Genomic DNA, 21,431 nt, shown 5'->3' with positions numbered 1-21,431 from the left:
CCAAAAATATAAATACCCGCGGGTGAAGTCATGAATATCAAGCAAAAGTTGACCTGGGCGTTTGCCGCTATCGCGTGCCTGCCAGTCATCCTGGTGGCCGTTATGGTTGTGCTGAACTTGCGCGAGGGGGCCCTGGCCAATTTCCTCGACAGCAGCGGTCGCGAGATCCGTCAGATCGACAACGGCATGAAGCAGTTTTTCGATGGCATCAGCCAGAACGTCGACTTTGTCGCCAAGGACCCGCGCGTTGTCGCGGCCAAGGACCTCAAGAGCTACGCCGGCGCCGACGCCGCGCAAATCCCCCTGACCCAGACCAACAAAGACCTGCTGGCGATTTTCGATCAGTTCGCCAAGAGCCACCCGAGCACCGCCTACTTGTCCTTGGGCCTCGCCGACGGCGGTTATGCCAGTTGGCCTGACGACGCCAAACTGAACAACTACGACCCACGCGTACGCCCCTGGTACAAGGCCGCCATCGCCGCCCCAGGCGCTACCGTGCGCACCGGCGCCTACTACTGGGCACCGGACGACGTGGTGCTGATCGGCACCGTGCACACCGTCGCCGACGCCACCGGCAATATCCTCGGCGTGGTCGGCCTGGACGTGTCGCTCAAGCAGCTCACCGAGCTGGTGCGCAACATCAAGCTGGGCGACAGTGGCTACCTGATGCTGGTGGAAGCCAACGGCAACGTGCTGGTGGACCCCAGCGACGCCAAGCACAACTTCAAGCCGATGGCCGACCTGGGCCCCAACTACGCCGAACTGGCCAAGCGCGGCGACGGCGTGACCCAGGTCGACATCAACGGCGTGGCCTACATGGCCAACGTGGTCAGCTCCAAGGATCTGGGCTGGCGCTTTATCGGCCTGATCAAACGCGATGAAGTCATGGCCGGCGCCACCAGCCTCACATGGTTGATCGCCGCGATTGCCGCCGTCCTGGCCGTGGTGTTCGCGATTGTCGGCGCCAGTTTTGCGAGCATGATCGTGCGCCCGATTCGCGGGGTGGCGGACGGCCTGCAGGAGATTGCCGAAGGCGAAGGCGACCTGACGCGCCAACTCAAGGTGCAAGGCAAGGACGAAACCGCCAGCCTGGCGGGCTGGTTCAACCAGTTCCTGAGCATGATCGCGCAACTGGTGCAGCGCATCGGCAACGCCTCTTCCGACCTGCAAACCGCCGCCGCCGACACCAGCGAAGTCGCCAACAACATGAACCAGGCCGCCGGGCGCCAACGTGAAGCCGTGGAGCTGGTAAGCACCGCGTTCAACGAAATGGTGGCCACCGCCAACGAGGTCGCGCGTTCCTGCAGCGCCGCCGCCGCGAGTGCCGACGAAGGCTACCGCGACGTGCACAATGGCCAGCAGCATATCGGCGAAGCCACCGGCAGCGTGCTCAAGCTCAGCGAAGACCTGCAAAAGTCGACCCAGACCATGCAGTTGCTGGAGCAGGACAGCCAGAACATCAACACCATCCTCGACACCATCCGCTCGATCGCCGAACAGACCAACCTGCTGGCGCTCAACGCCGCGATTGAAGCCGCGCGCGCCGGTGACCAGGGCCGCGGTTTTGCCGTGGTCGCCGACGAAGTCCGCGCCCTGGCACGCCGCACTGCCGACTCCACCGGTGAAATCGACAGCCTGCTGGGCAACCTCGCCCGCCGCACCCAGGAAGTCACCCTGCAGATGCAAGGCAGCCTTCAGGTGTCCCACACCAGCGTGGAACGCATCCAGCAGGCCCGCGACAGCTTCGACAAGATCCAAGGCTCGGTGGACTCGATCCGCGACCAGAACACCCAGATCGCCACCGCGGCCGAAGAACAGCACCAGGTGGCCGAGGAGATCAACCGGCACATCGCGCAGATCCATGCCGATGCGCAACTGGTCGAAGGCTTTGCCCACTCGGCGCAGACCGGATCGGGGCGGTTGACGGATATTTCCGGTCAGCTCAAGGGGTTGGTGGGGCGGTTCAAGTTCTGACCGCTGTCACACCGGGGTCGCCGGCGGGGGCGTGTATTGGCTACTATAGCCACGCACTCCCCGCCTCTTACCCAACCACTGCGGAGCCTTAATGCCCAACCCGAAGGACACGGCCACCGACAGCAGCACCCCGATGATTCCCGAGCAGCGTCGAGAACAGATCCTGCGACAGTTGCGCAAGCATCAGGTGATGAGCGTGCACCAGTTGATGGAGATGTTCGACTGCTCGCACATGACCGTGCGCCGCGATATCGCCCTGCTGGAGCAGGAAGGCCGAGCGTACTCCGTCACCGGTGGGGTCCGGATCGCCAGCCAGTTGCACAGCGAACCCAGCCATCAATCCAAAGCCGTGGTGGAGTTGCCGCAAAAGCAGGCCATGGCACGACTGGCCGCACGGTTGCTGCACGCGGACATGACGGTGTACCTGGATGCCGGCACCAGCACCCTGGAGATCGTCCCGTATATCAAGGCGCTGTCGGGGATGACGGTGGTCACTAACGACTTCGGGATCGTGCAGGCCCTGATGGATGCGACGCAGGTCACGGTGATCCACACCGGCGGCCAACTGGACCATGACAACCATTCTTCCGTCGGCGGGCTGGCCGTGGCGACCCTGCGCCAGGTGGTCACGGACATCGCCTTTGTCTCCACCAGCTCCTGGGATCTGCACCGAGGCATCACCACCCCCTCGGCGCTGAAAGTCGAGGTCAAGCAAGTGGCGATGCAATCGGCGTCCCAGGTGGTGTTGGTGGCGAGCAGCTCCAAGTACGGCACCTTCAGCATGTACCGCATCGCCGGGCTGGAACCGTTCGACGTGATCATCAGCGACGACGCCCTGGCCCCGGCAGCGGCAGATGGCATCCGCAAGCGCGGGATTGAATTGATGCTGCCGGGTGATCCGTTGCCGGAGTGATGCCCTTCCTGTGTGGGAGAGGTCGAGCTTTAGCTAGGCTTCGATGGCGGCGGCATGGTTGGTAGATGTGTTGGCTGACACACTGCTATCGGGGGCAAGTCGAATCGTCGCACCGCCCCTCCCACATTTGAACCGAACCGACACAGACGCTCGTCGACTACCGAGCCGCTTTCCAGTCCCGCAACCATTGCAGGCCCGCCGAGGTATCGGCCTTTGGCCGGTATTCGCAGCCGACCCAGCCGTCGTAGCCCAACTGGTCCATCAGTTCGAACAGGAACCCGTAGTTCAGTTCGCCCAGGTCTGGCTCGTGACGGTCCGGCACCCCGGCAATCTGGATATGGCCAATGCCATCGAAGTCGCGGCGCAGTTTGGTGGCCAAGTCGCCTTCGACGATCTGGCAGTGGTAGCAGTCGAACTGCACCTTGAGGTTGCGCGCGCCGACCTCCCGGCAGATGGCCTGGGCCTGGTCCTGGCGATTGAGGAAAAAACCCGGCATGTCGCGGGTGTTGATCGGTTCCAGCAACACGGTGACGCCGACCTTGGCCGCCGCCGCGCTGGCGTAGGCGAGGTTTTCCAGGTACACGGCCTGGTGGCGCTGGCGCAGGCTTTCCGAGGGCAGCAAGCCGGCCATGACATGCACGCGGTCGTTGCCGAGCACGGCGGCGTATTCCAACGCGCGGTCGAAGCCACTGCGAAACTCGGCCTCACGCCCCGGCAGCGTGGCGATGCCGCGCTCCCCCGCCGCCCAATCGCCCGGTGGTGCATTGAACAGGGCCTGGACCAGGCCGTTGTCACTCAGGCGTTGCTTGAGTGCCTCGGCGCTGTAGTCGTAGGGGAACAGGTATTCCACCGCGTCGAAACCATCGGCCTTCGCCGCCGCGAAGCGCTCGAGAAAATCATGTTGCGGGTACAGCATGCTCAGGTTGGCAGCAAAACGAGGCATAAAAGCTCCCAAGAGTCAGACAAAAGGCCAGATCAGCAGGGTAATCAAGAAACCCAAGGTGCCGAGCAAGGTGGTGATCACCGTCCACGTGCGCAGACCGTCGGCCACGTTGAGCCCGGCGAGCTTGGTGAAGATCCAGTAGCCGGCGTCGTTGATATGCGACATCGCCAGCCCGCCACCGCCCATGGCCAGGCACAGCAGCGCCAGGTGGTTGGGCGTGAGGTTGAGGGTCACGATCAGCGGGCTGATGATCCCCGCCGTGGTCACCAGGGCCACGGTGGTCGAACCCTGCACCGCGCGCAGCAGCATGGTCAACAAAAAGCCCAGGGCCAGCACCGGCAGGCCGGTGGTGCGCAGCATGTCGGAGACTACCGCGCCGATGCCGGTATCCACCAGCACCTTGCCGAACACGCCACCGGCGCCGGCGATCAGGATCACCATCGCCACGCCCGGCAACGCCGAGCCGATCACGTCAGAGACCTGGCTGCGGCTCCAGCCACGGCGCGAACCCAGCAGCCAGGCACACAGCAAGGTGTCGATCAGCAGCGCCACCAGCGGCGCACCGAGTACGGTCATCACCCCACGCAGGGTCGAGTCGACCGGCAGCAGCGAAGTGGCCAGGGTACCCAGCAAAATCAGCACAATCGGTAGCAGGATCAGGCTCACAATCAGGCCAAAACCGGGTGCAGGCGCCGCCGGCAGCTTGGCGGCGATGGCGCTGGTGGACTCTTCCAATCCCATATGGGACTCGGCCACAGCGCTCTGTTGCACCGCCTGGTGATTGCCGTTGGTCCAGGCCCGCAGGTCTTCATTGGTCACGTGAGGGCCATAGACTTCGGCACGGATATCGTCGGTCATCGGATAGAAGCGTCGGGTCATGCGCCCCGCCACGCGGTAACCGATGTAGCACAGCAACGCGGTGATCGGCAGGCCGAACATCAGCACCCGGCCCAGGTCGGCGCCCAGTTGGCTGGCGGCGGCCACGGCGCCTGGATGGGGCGGCAGGAAGGCATGCACGGTGAGCAGCGCCGCACACATCGGCAAGGCGAACACCAGCAGCGGCTTGCGCGCCCGGCGTGCCACGCCATAGGCCAACGGCATCAGGATGATCACCCCGACTTCAAAGAACACCGGCACGCCGATGATGAACCCGGCGATGGTCAGCGCCAGCGGCGTACGGCTGTTGCCGAAGCGCTCGATCAGCGACTTGGCCAGGGCCTCGGCACCGCCGGACAGCTCGATGATCCGCCCGATCATCGCGCCCAGGGCAATGATGATCGCGATATGGCCAAGGGTCTTGCCCATGCCGCCCTCGATCGTCGCCACCAGGTCAGCCGGTTTCACCCCGGCCACCAGCGCCACCACGATACTCACCAGCATCAACGCGACAAACGGCTGGAATTTGTACCTGAGGACCAGAAACAACAGCAGCGCGATACCCGCGACAGCGGTCAACATCAAAATCAGTGGGCTCATTCAAGAATGTCCTGTTGTTATTGTTTTTTCAGGCAAGCCGGGGCCGTCGAGCGTCAAACCAGGCGCTCGGGCAGCACTTGCCGTGTCGTCTTGCGGGTTACCAGTGCGCGCCGAACGTCTCGCGCAATTCATCCAGTGCAGCCTGATCCAACGGCGCCGGTCGGGGGTTGCTCATCAACCACAACCGTGCGGTTTCTTCCAACTCTTCCAGGGCGTAGCTGGCCTTGGCCACCGAACTCTCCCAGACCACCGGCCCCAGGCGTTCGAGCATCACCCCACGCACGCGGTTGGCCAGTTGCGCGACCTGCTCGGCGACCTTGGGCGAACCCGGACGCTGATAGCCGATCAAGGGAATGTGACCGACCTTCATCACCTGGTAAGGCGTGAGCGGCGGCAAGATATCCTCCGCGCTCCACACGCCTGCCAGGGTCAGCGCAACCAGGTGGGTGGAGTGGGTGTGCACCACTCCGCCCACCGAGGGGTTGCGGTCATACACCTGGCGATGCAGGGCCAGGGTCTTGGACGGTTTGTCCCCGGACACCCACTCGCCTTTCAGGTTGACCTTGGCAATAGCACCTGGCACGAGGCGCCCGAGGCAGACATCGGTGGGGGTGATCAGCCAGCCATCGTCGAGGCGCGCACTGATGTTGCCGGCGCTGCCGACGGTGTAGCCACGCTGGTACAGGCTGTGGCCGACATCGCAGATTTCTTCGCGCAGGGCCTGTTCGTCGATACCAGTCACTGGGCACCTCCGGCCAGGTGCGCGAGGGCTTTGGCGAAGAACTCACGGCCACCGAAGTTGCCGGATTTGAGCGCCAGTGCCAGGGGCTCGGCGGAACTGCTGACGGTGGCCGGCACACCAGGGTCGATCTGCGCACCAATCTGCAATAGGTTGACGCCGAGGGCCTTGACCACCGCGCCGGAGGTTTCCCCGCCGGCCACCACAAAGCGTCGCACGCCCTGCTCGCGCAAGCCGGCAGCGATCTCGCCCAAGGCGTTCTCCACCAGGGCGCCAGCGCGTTCGACACCCAGCTGTTGCTGCACCGCCTTGACCTCAGCCGGGGTGCTGGTGGCGTAGATCAATACGGTGTGTGCGCTGTCGCGGGCAAACGCCAGCGCCTGCAGCACCACCGGCTCACCGGCGGCCAGGGCCAACGGATCAATGCGCAACGCCGGGCGGCCCGCCTCTAACCAGGCCGCAACCTGGCCGAGGGTCGCCACCGAGGCACTGCCGGCGAGCACCACCTCGCCACCGCTGATAGTCGGCAGCGTCGCCGCATCGAAGTCGCGCAGCTTACCGGCACTGCGGAAATTGCCTGGCAAACCCAAGGCCAGGCCCGAGCCACCCGTGAGCAAAGGCAAGTCGGCGCAGGCGCTGCCGAGGGTGTAGAGGTCTTGATCGGACAGCGCATCGGCGATGGCAATGCCCACGCCTTGCTCGCGCAGTTCGGCGATTTTTTTACGGGTCGCCTCGACGCCCGCGGCGATGCTGTCGTACCGCAGCAGCCCGACCGGCAATTGCGTCTGGCTCTGCAGCACGCGCACCAGATTCGCGTCGTCCATGGGCGTCAGCGGGTGATGTTGCATGCCCGACTCATTGAGCAACTGGTCCTGCACAAACAGGTGACCACGGAAAATCGTCCGGCCGTTTTCCGGGAACGCCGGGCAGGCCAGGGTGAAATCACTGCCCAGCGCCTTGAGCAAGGCCTCGCTGACCTGACCGATATTGCCGGCGGGAGTGGAGTCAAAGGTCGAGCAATACTTGAAGAAAATCTGTTCGCAGCCCTGCTCGCGCAGCCAGTCCAGCGCGGCCAGGGATTCCTCGACAGCCTCTGCGACCGGCGTGGTACGCGACTTGAGGGCGATGACGATGGCGTCCGCATCCAGCCCGTCCGCGACTTCGCGGCTGGGGATGCCAATGCTCTGCACCGTGCGCATACCGCCGCGCACCAGCATGTTGGCCAAGTCGGTGGCGCCGGTGAAATCGTCGGCGATGCAGCCCAGCAACGGGCGCGTGGTGTGGTTAGTCATAACGCGTTCCTTACACCGGCTCGGGCTTGGCAGTCGGCAGGTCGATGCCGGGGAAAATCTTGATCACGGCCGAGTCGTCCTCGCGGCCAAAACCGGCGCTGGAAGCCTGCATGAACATCTGGTGCGCAGTGGCCGACAACGGCAGCGGGAATTTGCTCGCACGCGCGGTATCCAGCACCAGGCCGAGGTCCTTGACGAAAATATCCACCGCCGACAGTGGCGTGTAGTCGGCCTTGAGAATGTGCGGCACGCGGTTTTCGAACATCCAGGAATTGCCGGCGCTGTGGGTGATCACCTCGTACAAGGCATCGGCGTCCACCCCTTCGCGCAGGCCCAGGGCCATGGCTTCGGCGGAGGCGGCGATATGCACGCCGGCGAGCAACTGGTTGATGATCTTGACCTTGGAGCCCAGGCCATGGACGTCGCCCAGGCGATACACCTTGCCGGCCATGCCCGCCAGCACTGCATCGGCCTTGGCATAGGCGGCCTGCGGGCCGGAGGTCATCATGGTCATCTCACCGGCGGCGGCCTTGGCCGCACCGCCGGAAATCGGCGCATCCAGGTACAGCAGGCCGTGTTCGCCCAGGCGCTGGCCGAGGTCCACGGCGTAGGTCGGGGCCACGGTGGCACAGCCGATCACCAGGCTCGCCGGGCGCAATGCGGCTACCGCACCGCCCTCACCGAACAAGACGGTTTCGGTCTGCTCGGCGTTGACCACCACGGTGATGAGCACATCACAGGCCTCGGCCATCTGCGCCGGCGACGCGCACGCCACCCCGCCTTCGCTGGCGAGCTGCTGGGTCACCGCGTCGCGCACATCACAGGCATGCACATTGAAACCTGCGCGCAACAGCGAGCGGGCAATGCCCAGCCCCATCGCGCCCAGACCGATCACACCGACATTCTTATTATTCATGGGGTACTCCAGGGGTAAACGGCGGCTCGCGCTACACCGGCGAGCCGCATTGGAATTGCAGTCGATCATCCACCAATGAACGGATTATGTGAAGTAATTTTTCGATTTAACATTTATTAACATTGGTCCCCGCCGATTTACCACGCCAGCCGGTAACCAATGTTCAAAGCCCACGGGCGCTTTTGGGTAGAACTGTCACTGGTCTCGACATCGGCATATAGATGCTGGCTCCTGCCTATGGCCGCAGCAATACCTGCCCCGGCATACCAGCCACCGCCATTGCCGTCGGGGTGGCTGCTGACGTCGTTGGTCTTGACCTGGTTGCGCGCTGACAGGTCCTGGATCCAGCCAGCCTTGAGGTATGGCTGGATCGCAATATCACCCTCTAACCGCATCTGGCGCCCAACCAGCGCGCCGCCGCGCAACTGGGTTGAAATGCCATCGTCGGCGTCGACGCGCATGTCGTTGCTCAACCGGTAACGATCACCGCCACCGTACAACGCCGACAACTGCGCCTGGGGCTCAACAAACCAGCCGTGGGAGAAATCCAGGCGCTTGCCGGTTTCCACCGAGAGGCCAGCGCCGTTGCTGTGGGTTTTACCGCTGACGCGTTTGCCGTCGGTGGCGTCCACGTCGAACCGAGTGGACCAGCGATTGAGTGTCAGCAGGCTGTCGGTGTACCAACCCGAATCGTCGAGGTAAGTGGCGTAGGCACCGATGTAGTAACTTTCGAGCTTACCGCTGCCCTCGCCATTGAAGCTGCGATTGGCGTGACTGTAACCGGCAAGGCCGCCGAGGATCAGCGAACCGTTGCTGCGCGCCACCCGGCCATCCACACCCACCTGGACGCCGTTGAGGTTCTGCGTGAAGTGCCGCCCTGCGCCGTTATCCAGTTGCTGCTCATGGCCATAGCTTCGCATCCACACCCCTTCGTCGTGGCCATCGCCGCGCACATCGCCCAGGCGCTGGATCAGGCTGCCGCGCTCAGCATCCCAGGTGTCACGCAGGGTCGCCAACGCGCTGCTGTTGATCGCCGCGCTGGCGGCGGTGGACAGTTGCTTGGTGATGTTGACCAGGCTCCACTGCGATTGGCCGCTCGCACTGTCGTCACGTTGCAAGGTGTAGCGGTAGGTGCCCACATCCACCTCCTGGCCACGGTTGGTCAGCGTGAAGTCGCCGACGCCCCCCTGGCTGTCGATCAACAGCAATTTCTGCCCACCGCCCGACGGCTCGGCGCCGCTGTTGCGCACCAGCAACTGGTTATTACCGGTCACCTGGCCGCCCACCTCAAGCCGGTCGCCGCGCAGCGCGCCCAGATCAGTATTCATGATGTACTGCCCGTCGCCCTGAAGGTCGCCGGCGACTTTCAGGCGCATGAAATCGCTCGCTGCCGGCGTGGCGAATTCCACGCTGCCCTTATTTGTCAGTTGGCCGACACTGGAGTCGCCCCGCATCAGCCAACTGCTGCTGTCGTCCAGACTGAGGCTGGAATGGCCAGGGGTATCGTTCACCGCACCTTCGAGGCGTGACTGATTGTTCAGGCTCAACTGCAGCGCGCCACCCTCGACCAGGACATCGCCATCGATGAACGAGTGATCGCTGTCCAGCCGGACGAGGTCGGCGGCCAGCCCATTGGCACCGTCGGTAATCCATACTGCCGTCGCGGGCTGATCGGCGCTGCGCCCCACCAGGCTGCTGTGGATCAGATGACTGAGCAAGCTGCCGCCGGAGACGCGCAAGGCATTGCTGTCGTGGGCCACTACCGTACTGTCAGTGAGATCGAGTTGGTTGGTGATACCCGCGATGGTTGCCTGGCTCACCAGCCCGTAGGCTTTCTCTCCAGCGGTCTCGATGTGGGTGTCGGTCAGGTCTGCCGTGGCATTGTTGCTGACCGACAGGCCATACGCCGAGTTACCTTCGGTGACCACATTCGTGCGAGTCGCCTGCAAGCTGGCATCATCGCCTGAAACCAGTAGGCCATGACTGAGATCACCGTGGGTCAACAGCTGGCTGTCGGACAACACCATCCGTGTCCCGCCCAGCCGGGCTAAGGCGCCGACCGACCCGACGCCAAAGGTCTCGATCACCACGTTCATCACATCGAACGTCGCCCCGGGCGCCCCCGACTGGCCACCGATCACGTCGGTTGATGCATAGAGCCCGTGGGACGAGTCACCGTGGGTGACCACGCGGCCGCCGTCCATCTGGAAAATACCGGCGCGATTGTCCACCGCGGCCGCCTGTGTGCCCCATGTTTCCAGCTGACTGTCGTGCACGTCGGCGTGGCTGTCGCTGCCGGGCATCCAGATCGCCGAACCATTATCCCCTTTGGCGCTGATCTGGGACTCGTACAGTTCCAGGGACGCACCTTTGGCATCAAGGTTGATGCCGTTGCCGGTTTGAGAGAGGACCTGGGAATTGCGCACTACCGCCGTCCCCCCACCGTTGGGAGAACTCGGCCGGATCAGGATGCCGTCAGTCTTGGCCTGGATGCTGCCATTGCTGAACTCCAGACGTCCTTCTTGCATCTCCACGCCCTGGGCGCCGTCGGATTGTGCGGTCACGCCGTCGGCGGTGACCACGCTGTCCGTACCGGTGATGGCGATCGCGGCAGTCTGGCCATGGGCGGTGGCGCTGACGTTGTTCAACTTGATGCGCGCCCCCTGTTGCGCCCGCACTGCGTAGGCCGCATTGCCGGCGGTCGATACGCTCGTGCCACTGGCGCTGATGGTCGAACCAGCGCCCATGGCAGAGAGCCCGTCGGCCATAAGCCCTGTAGTGGTGACCGTGCCGCCGATGATCTGCGCGCTGGAGCCCTGATTGACCATGACCCCACGGCCACGGGCGCCGTCGGTGGTGATGTCGGTCTGCCCCAGTTGCACATGCGAGCCTGCACCGCTGGCGCTGGCACCGTCGCCGAAATAGCCGCTGGCCTTGATCGTTGAGCCCTGCAGTGTGCCCCGCCCACCGCCCTGCGCTTGCAGCCCCGTCACGGCATCGTTAGGCCCGCCGGCGGTCGCGTGGATATCCATGGTCGTGCCGATGAATTCATTTTGCCCCCCCACAACGCGAACGGCCGCACCTTTGCCGGTGAACGAAACCTGGTCATTATCCAGTACCAGCAGGTCACCCGCCTCGGACGATACGTCAACAGGCCCGATAGTGGCCGCCTGCACCGGCGCCAGTGCAACGAAGAGGGCATAACTGATTGCAAAACTGAGGGGTTTCTTCGGAGAGTTCATTAATCCAATCCTTGACGTTAGTTGTCATCCAACAAAAGCGCTCGGCAACAAAATGCCCGCCATGCCCCCCAGTCAGAGAGGGCGTAGCAAACCCTTTAAAGCGCCTTTTATTGATACTTCACAGTGACCGTTGCGGTACCTTTTACAAGCCCGGGTGTGACGCAATTAGTGCCGCCAGAACTTTGGTAATAACGCACTAAATAGGGCAAGTTGAAACTTGTCGAATTGTTAAACACCGTGCCCACGACTTGAGTCGCCCCGAGTATCGCGGGCAGCCCGCTGGTGGCATCGAGTACTTGCAGCGCCACGCAAGAGGCATTGTTCACGCCGGCCTGCGGTTTGATCAGGCCCAGGCTGCCGTCGGGCATGAACTTGTCTGCGTCCAGGGTCAGGGTGACTGCGCCGTTGGCTCCGGAACAGGTAAACGGCACGTTGAAAGGTGTGTCGCCCGTGGTGGAGCCCTGCCCGGTGAAGCGGCCGAATGGCGCCGGAGCCAGATCCACACTCAGGTCGCCGATCGAGCAGGTACCCGTTTCCGGCACGATTTCACTGCCGCCACCGGTGATGCGCGTGGTCAGGAACACACCACTGTTGAACGGGTAAACATTCTGCGCCGTGTTGTTGGTGTAGGTACCACCCGCCAATGCACCGGAACCGACGGTGTCGCTCAGCTTGATCAACTCAACGACAACTGTTCCGCCGACATTGAAGACCAAGGTGTTTTGCGCCGCCGAGCCACTGACACCGGGCATCCCAAGCTTCCAGGTGGTCTGTTCTCCAGCATAAAACGGTGAAGCCGATTGTGCGGGTATCCAACTGGTACGCATGCCGACACCGGCAATGTTAGTTGTGTAGACGTTAGTTATAGTAGTGGCAGTGCCTTGTACGACTCGCCATTGCGTTGTATCACCCGGCTTGCAAGAAACAATGGCGAAAAAACTGCCAACAATAGGAAACTCCTTACTGTAAAACACGTCACCCACGGCAACCCCCGAAGGTACCGATATGCGGCCCATGGTTATATCGACTACCGCGCCTTCCTGATAGTTGGGCATCATCCCGCACACCGCATAAGCCGACGTTGAAAACATTAGCCAGGCACACACCTGAAACACTGCATAAATAAGTCTGGTCATTTTCATCGACTGCTCAGACGGGTACCTTCGCGCAGCAGGCACGGCGCTTGCGTTTGTAGCAGCCCCTTGGTGCCGCTCGCCGTTTTCTCGCCGAATCGATATGCAACCTGACAGGTTGATTCGTCCGGCAGGTTCACGCTCAGTGCGCCGTTGTTTTCAACGCCCTGGACAAACAGGTTGTTGCCCTGGCCGACCACACCGACCACATTGCCACGCTCGTCGCGTACATCCGCGCCGAACGGCAACTTGAGGTTGCTGCCATTGGTGATATGGATCACCGCCGACCGCCCGACCCGGGTCTGGAAATCGACGCGGACAATTGCGCCGGCAAAGGGTGCGACCTGTTGCGTGGTGTTCTGGAACGTGACATCCATCGAGCTGCCCTTGGGGTCCAGGTTGATATTGTTCATGCGATAGGGCGATAAATACGGCATCACGCCATAGCCGTTTTTATCGATGACCAGGCCGGACAATCCACCAATGCTCGCGCCCTCGCCGCCCGGTGCGGAGACCAGTGCAATGGTGTCGCCGGTATTCGGCGATAGCGTCACCCCGCCGCTGTGCACCACCAGGCTGCCATCGCTGCCCAGCGAGGTGGATTTGTAGTCCCCACCCTGTTCGTACGACGCGCGAACGGTGCTGCGGTCGCCGCGGTATTGAGCATTGACGCTGCCCGAGCTTGAGGTGTTGGTGTCCGCCGCGTGGGCGACCCCGTAGCTCAGGCGCCCCTCGTCATCGGCCACCCCGCTCAAGTAGTTGCGCAGCGTGCTGCCTTGCCCGCGCCCGCCGGTGTACTGCGTGCTCAGCGTCGGTGACTTGGCGCCGCTGCCCAATGGAATATTCAGGCTCAGGAAGTACTGGGTCTGGGCGCCGACGAACTCATCGTTATTGCGACTGGCGGAAAGGCTGTAGCTGACATCCCCGACGCTGCCGTTGAAGCCCACTTCAAACTGCCGGCTCGAGGATCCCGAGTCCCCCCAGGTCTTGCTGGTGCTACCGGTCAGGAACAGCGAGCCATAAGTGCTTACCGGCTGATCGATGCTGATATCGAAGCGGTCACGCTCATTGCCATACCACAGCCATTCATCCTGATAGCCCGGGGTCTTGACCCGCTCACGCGCATCGACCGCCTGGGAAAGCGTCATGTATTTGGACGACGAGTAGCGGTAGGCAGCGAGGGTAAAGTTAGTGCGGGTTTCGCTCAGCAACTTGCTGTACGCCACCTTGACGCTGTGCCCCGAAGCCGAACCGCTACGAGCGCCCAGCTGGGTGGTCTCCTGGGTCAGGTCGACCGAAAACGCCCCTAGCGAGGTGTTCAGTCCGACACCCGCGAGCCCCGCGTGAAAGCCTTCGCTGACCTGGAACCCGCCGTAGCCGGTCAGGCTGTTGTTCAGACCATAGAACAACGTGCCCTGGAACAGATGGGCATCGCTGGCCAGGTTCTGGTTATACAGCCGGCCAGCCACCAGGTCGTATTTGGCACGCCCCGGACGCATCAGGTTGGTGATCGACGAATAAGGCACATCGAAGCGCCGCTCACTTCCGTCGGCCTCGGTAACCACGACATTTAGGTTGCCGCCGTAGCCTGTGGGGTACAGATCGTCGATCACAAAGTTGCCGGGCGTGACCGTGGTCTGATAGAGCTTTATATCGTTCTGCCACACCTCGACTCGCGCATTGCTGCGCGCGAAACTGCGGATCACCGGCGCGAAACCGATCTGTGAATCGGGAAACATGCGCTCGTCCGAGGCCAGGCTGACACCGCGCACAGCGATGCTGTCGAACCCCACGCCTTTGGTATTGATCTCGCCCAGGGTCACCTGGCTCTTGAGCTGCGCCATTGGCCGCTGAAGGTAGGTGGACATGCGGGTCCATTCGGCTTTGCCACCCTGGGTCCAGTTCACATTGGCGTTATGTCGGAACTGCCAAAGGCCAAAATTGAACCCGCCACGCAGGCCCATGTAGGCAGAGTCGGTGCTGCCGTAATGGTCGTTCTGTGTGCTGAAATAGTTCAGGTTGTAATCGAGTTTCGCCGCGGTAATGCCCGCGTCCCAGTACTCGGGCTCTACATAACCACGCGGGGTACGCCGCAAGTTGGCCTGGGGGATTTGCAGGTAGAGCTTCTGCTCACCGATGTCGGCATAGGAGACCGTGTTGGGCAACACCGCCTTGAGCTTGCGACAACCGTTGAACGGCACCAATGGCTGTGTATCGATGCCCAGCCGTTTCAGCGCTGCGAGCGTGAAACAGGCTTGCGCGATATTGCTGTTGGCCTCATCTGCGAACTCGACCTTGGCGCGCGTCACCTGCTTGCCATTGATGTAAACGTCCAAATCGTAATTTCCTGGCAATACCGGGTTGCCCTTCTGGTAACGCGACATATCCGTACGCTTGGCATTTCCCACCAGAAACGAACTGGTGAACTCGGCATCCTGGAAGTCCACCTGTGCAGCGGCCGCCGGCAGCACCGGCTCATCCGCCATTACGTTGTCATCTGCCGTGCTGAACACGAGGCACGCCACCGCCCAGAAACGAACGATTGAGCATGACGGTGACGCCAGAAATACTTTTCTGCGTAATATCGATCGATCAAAACGGTTCATAGACTTTTAGCGAAAGGGTAATTGAACTTAGTCGAACTGCGCGTTCACGGTTTTCAAGGCGCCATAGTCGTTAATATAATTAAACTGTATGCCCTGGGCTTTTAGTTCAGGCAGGCGCGCGGTCTGCGGGTGCAGTTCAAACACGGCTTCGCCGCCAGGGGCAACCATATGATTACCGTCAGTATTACTGAGTGTCTTGCCCACCCACTTCACCTGTATATCGGCAAACGAGACATGCAATGGCGAGGTATTCGTGCAGCGTAACTTCAACTGTGCGCCGTCGCCGAACACCTGCCACTTCAAATGCTTCGCGGCGTCATGCAAGGAGCTGCGGAGTGTCGCGGGTCGATAGAACACTTTAATTCGACTTTGAACAGCCAATAACAAGTTGTTCTTGTTTCTCGACTTTTCCGGCACCGGTGGTACTTCAAGTACATTCAGCCAGAACAGCGATTCACGGTCTGGCGGCAATGCTGTTCCATTGAACAGGATCCGCAGGGTCTGCGAGGCCTGGCCTTCGATACGGGTCAGCGGCGGCATGATCAGGAACGGCGCGGAGCTGTTCTCCGGCGTAGAGTCGGTGGTGCCGTCATCCATCCACGATTGCACCAGTGCCGGGGTCGCGCCCTTGTTCGACAGGGGCAGCGTGACTTCACGTTCGCCGCCTGGATAGATCAACCGAGTCCCGCCCAAAACGATATTGGCGCGAGCATCGAAGCTCATTAAATAAATGAGGAGGCAACCTATTAATAGACGATATATCCGCATAGTCAGGGTAGTCCCCTCTGCGCGATGTCTGCGCAGAGGGACATTCTCAGTTATAGCTCAATTGGTATTTGACCTGGCTCTTCACCAGGCCTGCCGTGGATTTGCCGGTCGCGTAGTACTGCACGCCGTAGATCATTTCAGCCGCACCGTCTTCCACGGTGAAGCTCTTGGCAGCGCCAGCGTCGCCTGGTTTGATCAAGGAGTTGTCTGCGTAGTTGTAAAGCTGCAGGCCCACATTGGTGGCGGAGGTATCGCCGCTCAACTGGTTTTTCAGCACGCCCGAACTGATGTCGACCAGGTTGGCATCGTAGAGAAACTGCGCGCGTACATTGGTCACGGTCGGCGAGCATTGATTGACCGCAATACGGAAGTTGGACGGCATCGCGGTAGCACCGGCCTGGGCCAGGTCAGCCACTTTGGCGGTGGCCAGGTCCACGGTAAAATCGCCCGATGAGCCGGTGGTTACCTGGCAAGTTTCATCCGTAACTTTACCGTTGAAAGTAATAGTACCGGCTTCCGCGGCACTGACAGTAGTTGACAACATCAGACCACCACACACACTCAGGAGCGCCGCCTGCACAGGCAGTAAACGTTGCTTCTTCATACTTTATCATCTCTCAAATTTATATTAATTTGCGTTAATTTAATAACGCATCACAGGGCCGAACTTCACTTCACGAGTTGCTGGGCATCCACCTCCTTACTTGGAAATTAATCCTTTTTTGGCGCACAGTGACCCGCCGCCTTGAAGTGCACTGTTGCGCACAACTGCAATAAGAAACTGTTCTTTTCTAGTGCAACTCAACCAGCACACGGCTACAAGTAGGTGACGTGACTTAGTCTATTGAGGTGCGGGCTGACGCTGTGGGGCCATTATGCGAGCCGACTCGGTGGCTGTCTTTAAGATCAAACTGAAAATAGGCCCAGGGCGAGAACTATCTTTCGGTTCAGCCCACGTAAACCGCTGGCACGACTTACAGGAAAAGCTGCGCGTCCGCACAGAAGGTCAACAACGCTTGATCATTTTCCACGCCCAACTTGCGCATCGCCGAGACCTTTTGTGCGCTCACTGTCTTGGTGCTTCTATGCAATCGTGCCGCGATTTCACGGCCACTCAAGCCCGATACAAAATGCCGAAGCACTTCGTATTCGCGCATCGTCAGCCGAGCGGCCCTGGCTTGCATCTGGCTGTCGATGTTCGACAGCGCTTGCGCTGGTGGCTGGTATTTGCGTCCCTGCGACAACGCCTGCAGTGCTACCGCAATCTCATTGAAATCACCACTTTTCAATATTACGCCCCACACACCCAGGTGATAGAGGCCGCTGAGAATCAGGGGATTGGATAGCATGGTGAATACCAGGATGCGGGTGTCACCAAAGCGCCGGCACAGCAACTCGATCATCTGCAATCCATCGCCATGAATTCCGTCGCCGGGCATGCTGTAGTCGGCAATCACGACATCAGGCGAAAACTGCTGATGCATCTGCACCAATTCAGTAGGACCCTTGGCGATACCCACCACTTCAAAGCGGTCATCGCGCTCGACTATTTCCTGCACCGCCATCGCCACAATCGGATGGTCGTCGGCTATTAACACAGTGGTCTTTTTCATGGTTTGTATTCCAGTCTCAGTCATTGGATGTAGGGGGCTCGCCGTCCGTATTCGGCGCAAGGCCCGCCAGTAGTCGCTCTATACCGTCCATGAGTTCAATAACGCCCTTGGGAATTTTGTGCGTGGCGATCAGTTGCTGCTCCAGCGCTTTGCACGCGTCTGCCAGCTGCTTCGCCTGCACCGCAGCCAGCGAGCCGCGCAGCCGATGCAACTGCGGCACCATGGCAGCTATGTTGTGTTGCTGGCTGGCGTCGCGCAGGATTTTCAGGTCTGCACGCGTGGTATTCACAAACAGTTCATGCAGTCGCGGTGAGATCGCCACAAACGCCGGCAGTTCTTCCTCCTGCGGCTCAAGTATTTGCGCGGGCGGGCAGCAGCGTCGCAACACTGCGTACAAATCGCTCAGGCTCACGGGCTTTACAAGCCAGGCATCCATGCCGGCTGCGACGAAGCGTCGGGTTTCTTCCGGCAGGGCGCTGGCGGTGATGGCGATGATCGGAAGCGTTACGCCCTGCTGACGCAGCGCACTCAATAACTCGAACCCATCCATCTGCGGCATGTTGATGTCGGTCAGTAGCGCATCGAAAGCCGGAGACCAGCGCGCCAATGCGTCAAGACCGTGACTTGCCAGGGTGACGCGACAGCCGAGCTGCTCGAGTTGTTCCTTGATCAATGCCTGGTTCATCGGGTTGTCGTCGGCGACCAGCAGGTTCAGGCCCAACTTACCGGGATGCCGAGACAAGCGAGCGCGCACGGCGGTCAGCGGTGCATGCTGCCCCAAGGCAAAGCTGGCACTGAAACTGAAGCAGCTACCCACCCCGGGTTCGCTGGCCACGCTCAACCGACCGCCCATCAGTTGGGCCAGTTGCGCGCAGATGGACAGGCCAAGCCCGGTGCCAGCAACGGTATGCGCATGTCGGTGCGCCTGGTAGAACGGCTCGAACAGATGAACCTGCTGCTCGGCCGCAATACCCACGCCGGTGTCGGTGACTTGCCACGTCAGCGTAGCCCTGTCGTCGCTAATCGCGGCGCTCACCTGCAGCGTTACACCGCCGTGCTCGGTGAACTTGAGGGCATTACTGAGCAGATTGGTGAGGACCTGCCGGATACGCCGCGCATCCCCATGCACCCCAACCGGTACACCGGCATCGACATTCAAGCGCAACTGCAGACCCTTGCCCTGTGCGGTGCCGCCGTATTCGGCGACGACCTCCTCGGCCAGTGCGAGGGGGCTGAAATCCGCCGACTCCAGCGCCATCTCCCCCGCTTCGATCTTGGACATGTCCAGCACATCGCTGACCAGTTGCAGAAGCATTGAAGAGGAGCGCTCGATAATGTGCAGATAGTTGCTTTGTTGCTCGGTCAACTCTGTGAGCCCCAGCAACTCCAGGGTACCCAACGCGCCATAGAGTGGAGTGCGGATCTCATGGCTGATGGTCGCCAGGAACCGCGACTTGGCAGCGCTGGCCTCGGCGAGCTTCTGCTCCACCGCCTTGTGCGCGCTGATGTCGCTGAACGCGCAGAGCACCACCGCCTCGCCGCGATAGCGGGCTGAGGCGAAACTGCCGTGCAGTGTGTAGCCGTGGCGGCCGTGGAAAATCACATCGCCGTCGGGTTGCGCCGGGTTAGGATTGAGCCCCCAAGACTCACTCAACTGCCTCACCGCCTGGGCATCCCCCAGCATTCGTTCGGCCAGTGGGTTTTGCATGATCAGGTGCCGATCCGCGCGCCTGAGCACACACAGTGCCACAGGGGCAGTCTGGATTACCGTACGGCTGAAAGTGTCGCTTTCGACGATCTCAAAATGGGCCTGGCGCGCGGGCGAAACCACCTTGCGCGCGTACCAGCGAATCGCCACCCAACTGCTCAACACACTGGCCAGCAGCAGGCCAATGCCGCCAAGCAACTGCCACTTGGCGTAGCCGAAAAAGCCTTGATAATTCAGTTCGTATAACGCGACCCAACCACCGGCACTGGGGCCGCCCATCTTGAACAGCAGGCCTTGCGCAGTGAGATTCAGGCCCTGCCGGTAGCTCTGCGCTACACCGACTGCATCTATCAACGAGTCGCCCTGGGGAGACAACAGCTGCAAGCGGTCGTAGATCGGCCGCTCGAACAATTGCTCGGGATCATTGATGCGCTCCAGATCCAACAGGGTCACGATGAAAATCCGACGCTTGACCTCAGGGGTCCACCAGATCGCATCGGGCAGCCTGAAATCCAGATAACCCAACAGCTCACGGGACTCGCCGGCAATGAAATACTGCGCTGGCGCCCAGCGCACGTGGACTGCCCCCGTCGAGTCTTTACCGACTGGCAGCGCGCTGTAAATCCGCTCGACTGCCGCCAGGTAGTTCTCCGTCGTCAGCAGCACACGCCCCGGAAACCGGTCGATGGCAGGCACAGCCATGCTGGTGTTGCCCAGCGCGCCGATGACGAACACCTGCGGTGCCGGGTAGACAGAGGTACTCCAGAAACGGCTGTAAAAATTCGCCAGCATCACCCCCAAGGCGAAATTGCCCGGATGCGGGCCGGACGTTACGTGCTGTTGCGCCAGGGTAAACGGCATCGAAAACGTATATTGCGCCGCCTCAAAGATCCGCACGCCTGGCGTGTCGACACGCATTTGGCTCTGTACCGTCAGACCCGACGTCGGTTGGTTCTGCGAGACCTGGTTGCCGTGTTGCGCAATCCTGTTGATGAATTTTTCGTGCTGATGGATATCACCCACCAGCCGGTTGAAATGCAGCGTCACCTTGTTGCGCTCTTCGGCAACCACCTTGCTCAACGCCCAATAGCAGGCGGCCAGCGTTAACAGGTTAAGAAAAAGCGCGCAGATCAGCACGGTATTCAGGCGCAGGGACGTGCTGGCGAGCTTGCGAATCAAGCTGTAGTTGCGTTCGGGCATAGGTTCAAAGTCCGGTCTCGGAAGACGGCACGGTGGTAGCGGCATAGAGCCAGGCGCTGTATGCCACAGCTGGAGGTGAGTATGGCGTAACACGGCAAGTTCGCCTTGCCAGGCTTGAAGCGGCGTCAAGTTTAAAAAAGGGGGCGTTTTTACCAGATGGGCATCTCGCACAGGTTGATCGAGATCAAAAAAAACCCATCATCCAGGTGCACCGTTTGCCGACCCGGTCTTGTGGCGCTTGCACTTGTCATATTATGGTATACCATCATACACAGATCCATTTACCTCAGACGGAGCAGCTCATGAGTTTCGAAATCCGCAAGATCGTCAGCTACGTAGAAGAAACCTTTATCGAAGGCGGCAAGGCCGCGGACACCCCGGTGAAAATGGTCGGCCTCGCCGTGGTGCTGAAGAACCCATGGCTGGGTCGTGGCTTCGTCGAAGACTTGAAGCCCGAGATCCGGGCCAGTTGCTCCGACCTCGGCGCGCTGATGGTCGAGCGCCTGGTGGGCATCATTGGCGGCGCCGAAAACATCGAGGCGTATGGCAAGGCTGCCGTGGTCGGGGCCGATGGCGAGATCGAACACGCGAGCGCGATCATCCATACCCTGCGCTTCGGCAATCACTACCGTGAAGCGGTCAAGGCCAAGAGCTACCTGAGCTTCACCAACAAGCGCGGGGGCCCTGGCACCTCGATCCAGATCCCGATGATGCACAAGGACGACGAAGGCCTGCGTTCGCACTACATCACCCTGGAAATGCACATCGAAGATTCGCCGCGTGCCGACGAAATCGTCGTGGTATTGGGCTGCGCCGATGGCGGCCGCCTGCACCCCCGTATCGGCAACCGCTATATCGACCTGGAAGAGCTGGCCGCTGAAAAAGCCCAGTAAGCAAGACCGGCCAAA

At 61.2% G+C, this 21,431-nt stretch carries 14 protein-coding genes and 2 pseudogenes; 4 read left to right on the top strand and 12 right to left on the bottom strand.

From position 1 onward, the window contains the following. Nucleotides 1-30: 30 nt before the first annotated feature. The 3 genes and pseudogenes from NIBR502773_RS31465 to NIBR502773_RS27110 all read left to right on the top strand — a co-directional run. Nucleotides 31-1,062: pseudogene (locus NIBR502773_RS31465) on the top strand (cache domain-containing protein); the annotation flags it as partial. A 375-nt stretch (nucleotides 1,063-1,437) separates the two neighbouring features. Beyond that, nucleotides 1,438-1,974: pseudogene (locus NIBR502773_RS31460) on the top strand (methyl-accepting chemotaxis protein); the annotation flags it as partial. Between the two features lie 91 nt (nucleotides 1,975-2,065). Beyond that, nucleotides 2,066-2,887: a DeoR/GlpR family DNA-binding transcription regulator gene (locus NIBR502773_RS27110; RefSeq protein ID WP_115489068.1), complete on the top strand. Its 822-nt coding sequence runs from the start codon at nucleotides 2,066-2,068 to the stop codon at nucleotides 2,885-2,887. 157 nt (nucleotides 2,888-3,044) lie between these two features. Here NIBR502773_RS27110 and otnI read toward each other — a convergent pair whose 3' ends face one another. The 12 genes from otnI to NIBR502773_RS27050 form a co-directional block, all read right to left on the bottom strand. Then, nucleotides 3,045-3,830: a 2-oxo-tetronate isomerase gene (gene otnI / locus NIBR502773_RS27105; RefSeq protein WP_115489067.1), complete on the bottom strand. Its 786-nt coding sequence runs from the start codon at nucleotides 3,828-3,830 to the stop codon at nucleotides 3,045-3,047. A 15-nt stretch (nucleotides 3,831-3,845) separates the two neighbouring features. Further along, nucleotides 3,846-5,306: an SLC13 family permease gene (locus NIBR502773_RS27100; RefSeq protein WP_141157396.1), complete on the bottom strand. Its 1,461-nt coding sequence runs from the start codon at nucleotides 5,304-5,306 to the stop codon at nucleotides 3,846-3,848. A gap of 97 nt (nucleotides 5,307-5,403) precedes the next feature. Continuing rightward, entirely contained in the window at nucleotides 5,404-6,048 is a 645-nt protein-coding gene (locus NIBR502773_RS27095) for an aldolase (RefSeq protein WP_141157395.1), read from the bottom strand. Beyond that, nucleotides 6,045-7,337, bottom strand: a complete 1,293-nt coding sequence (otnK, locus tag NIBR502773_RS27090) for a 3-oxo-tetronate kinase (protein ID WP_141157394.1) — start codon at nucleotides 7,335-7,337, stop codon at nucleotides 6,045-6,047. Before otnK ends, NIBR502773_RS27095 begins: the two co-directional genes overlap by 4 nt. 10 nt (nucleotides 7,338-7,347) lie before the next feature. Further along, on the bottom strand, nucleotides 7,348-8,253 hold the full coding sequence (gene ltnD, locus NIBR502773_RS27085) for an L-threonate dehydrogenase (protein WP_115489063.1): 906 nt from the start codon (nucleotides 8,251-8,253) through the stop codon (nucleotides 7,348-7,350). Between the two features lie 137 nt (nucleotides 8,254-8,390). Continuing rightward, nucleotides 8,391-11,495: an autotransporter outer membrane beta-barrel domain-containing protein gene (locus tag NIBR502773_RS27080; RefSeq protein WP_141157393.1), complete on the bottom strand. Its 3,105-nt coding sequence runs from the start codon at nucleotides 11,493-11,495 to the stop codon at nucleotides 8,391-8,393. A gap of 107 nt (nucleotides 11,496-11,602) precedes the next feature. Further along, a complete protein-coding gene (locus NIBR502773_RS27075) occupies nucleotides 11,603-12,637 on the bottom strand; it encodes a fimbrial protein (RefSeq protein ID WP_141157392.1) in 1,035 nt (344 codons plus the stop codon). Next, a complete protein-coding gene (locus NIBR502773_RS27070; RefSeq protein ID WP_168209017.1) occupies nucleotides 12,634-15,141 on the bottom strand; it encodes a fimbria/pilus outer membrane usher protein in 2,508 nt (835 codons plus the stop codon). Before NIBR502773_RS27070 ends, NIBR502773_RS27075 begins: the two co-directional genes overlap by 4 nt. A 120-nt stretch (nucleotides 15,142-15,261) precedes the next feature. Beyond that, entirely contained in the window at nucleotides 15,262-15,957 is a 696-nt protein-coding gene (locus NIBR502773_RS27065; RefSeq protein WP_168209016.1) for a molecular chaperone, read from the bottom strand. Nucleotides 15,958-16,048: 91 nt separating this feature from the next. Beyond that, entirely contained in the window at nucleotides 16,049-16,546 is a 498-nt protein-coding gene (locus tag NIBR502773_RS27060; RefSeq protein ID WP_168209015.1) for a fimbrial protein, read from the bottom strand. A 430-nt stretch (nucleotides 16,547-16,976) separates the two neighbouring features. Next, entirely contained in the window at nucleotides 16,977-17,615 is a 639-nt protein-coding gene (locus NIBR502773_RS27055; protein ID WP_115489057.1) for a response regulator transcription factor, read from the bottom strand. A gap of 16 nt (nucleotides 17,616-17,631) precedes the next feature. Continuing rightward, a complete protein-coding gene (locus NIBR502773_RS27050) occupies nucleotides 17,632-20,523 on the bottom strand; it encodes an ATP-binding protein (protein ID WP_168209014.1) in 2,892 nt (963 codons plus the stop codon). Nucleotides 20,524-20,825: 302 nt separating this feature from the next. Between NIBR502773_RS27050 and NIBR502773_RS27045 the strand changes: the two genes are divergently transcribed. Next, entirely contained in the window at nucleotides 20,826-21,416 is a 591-nt protein-coding gene (locus NIBR502773_RS27045; RefSeq protein WP_141157389.1) for an amino acid synthesis family protein, read from the top strand. Nucleotides 21,417-21,431 lie beyond the last annotated feature (15 nt).

This window comes from Pseudomonas sp. NIBRBAC000502773 (assembly GCF_006517195.1).
Taxonomy (GTDB): Bacteria; Pseudomonadota; Gammaproteobacteria; order Pseudomonadales; family Pseudomonadaceae; genus Aquipseudomonas; species Aquipseudomonas marginalis.
The sequence above is the reverse complement of the archived record's forward strand: the minus strand, read 5'-3'. Positions and strand labels throughout refer to the sequence as shown.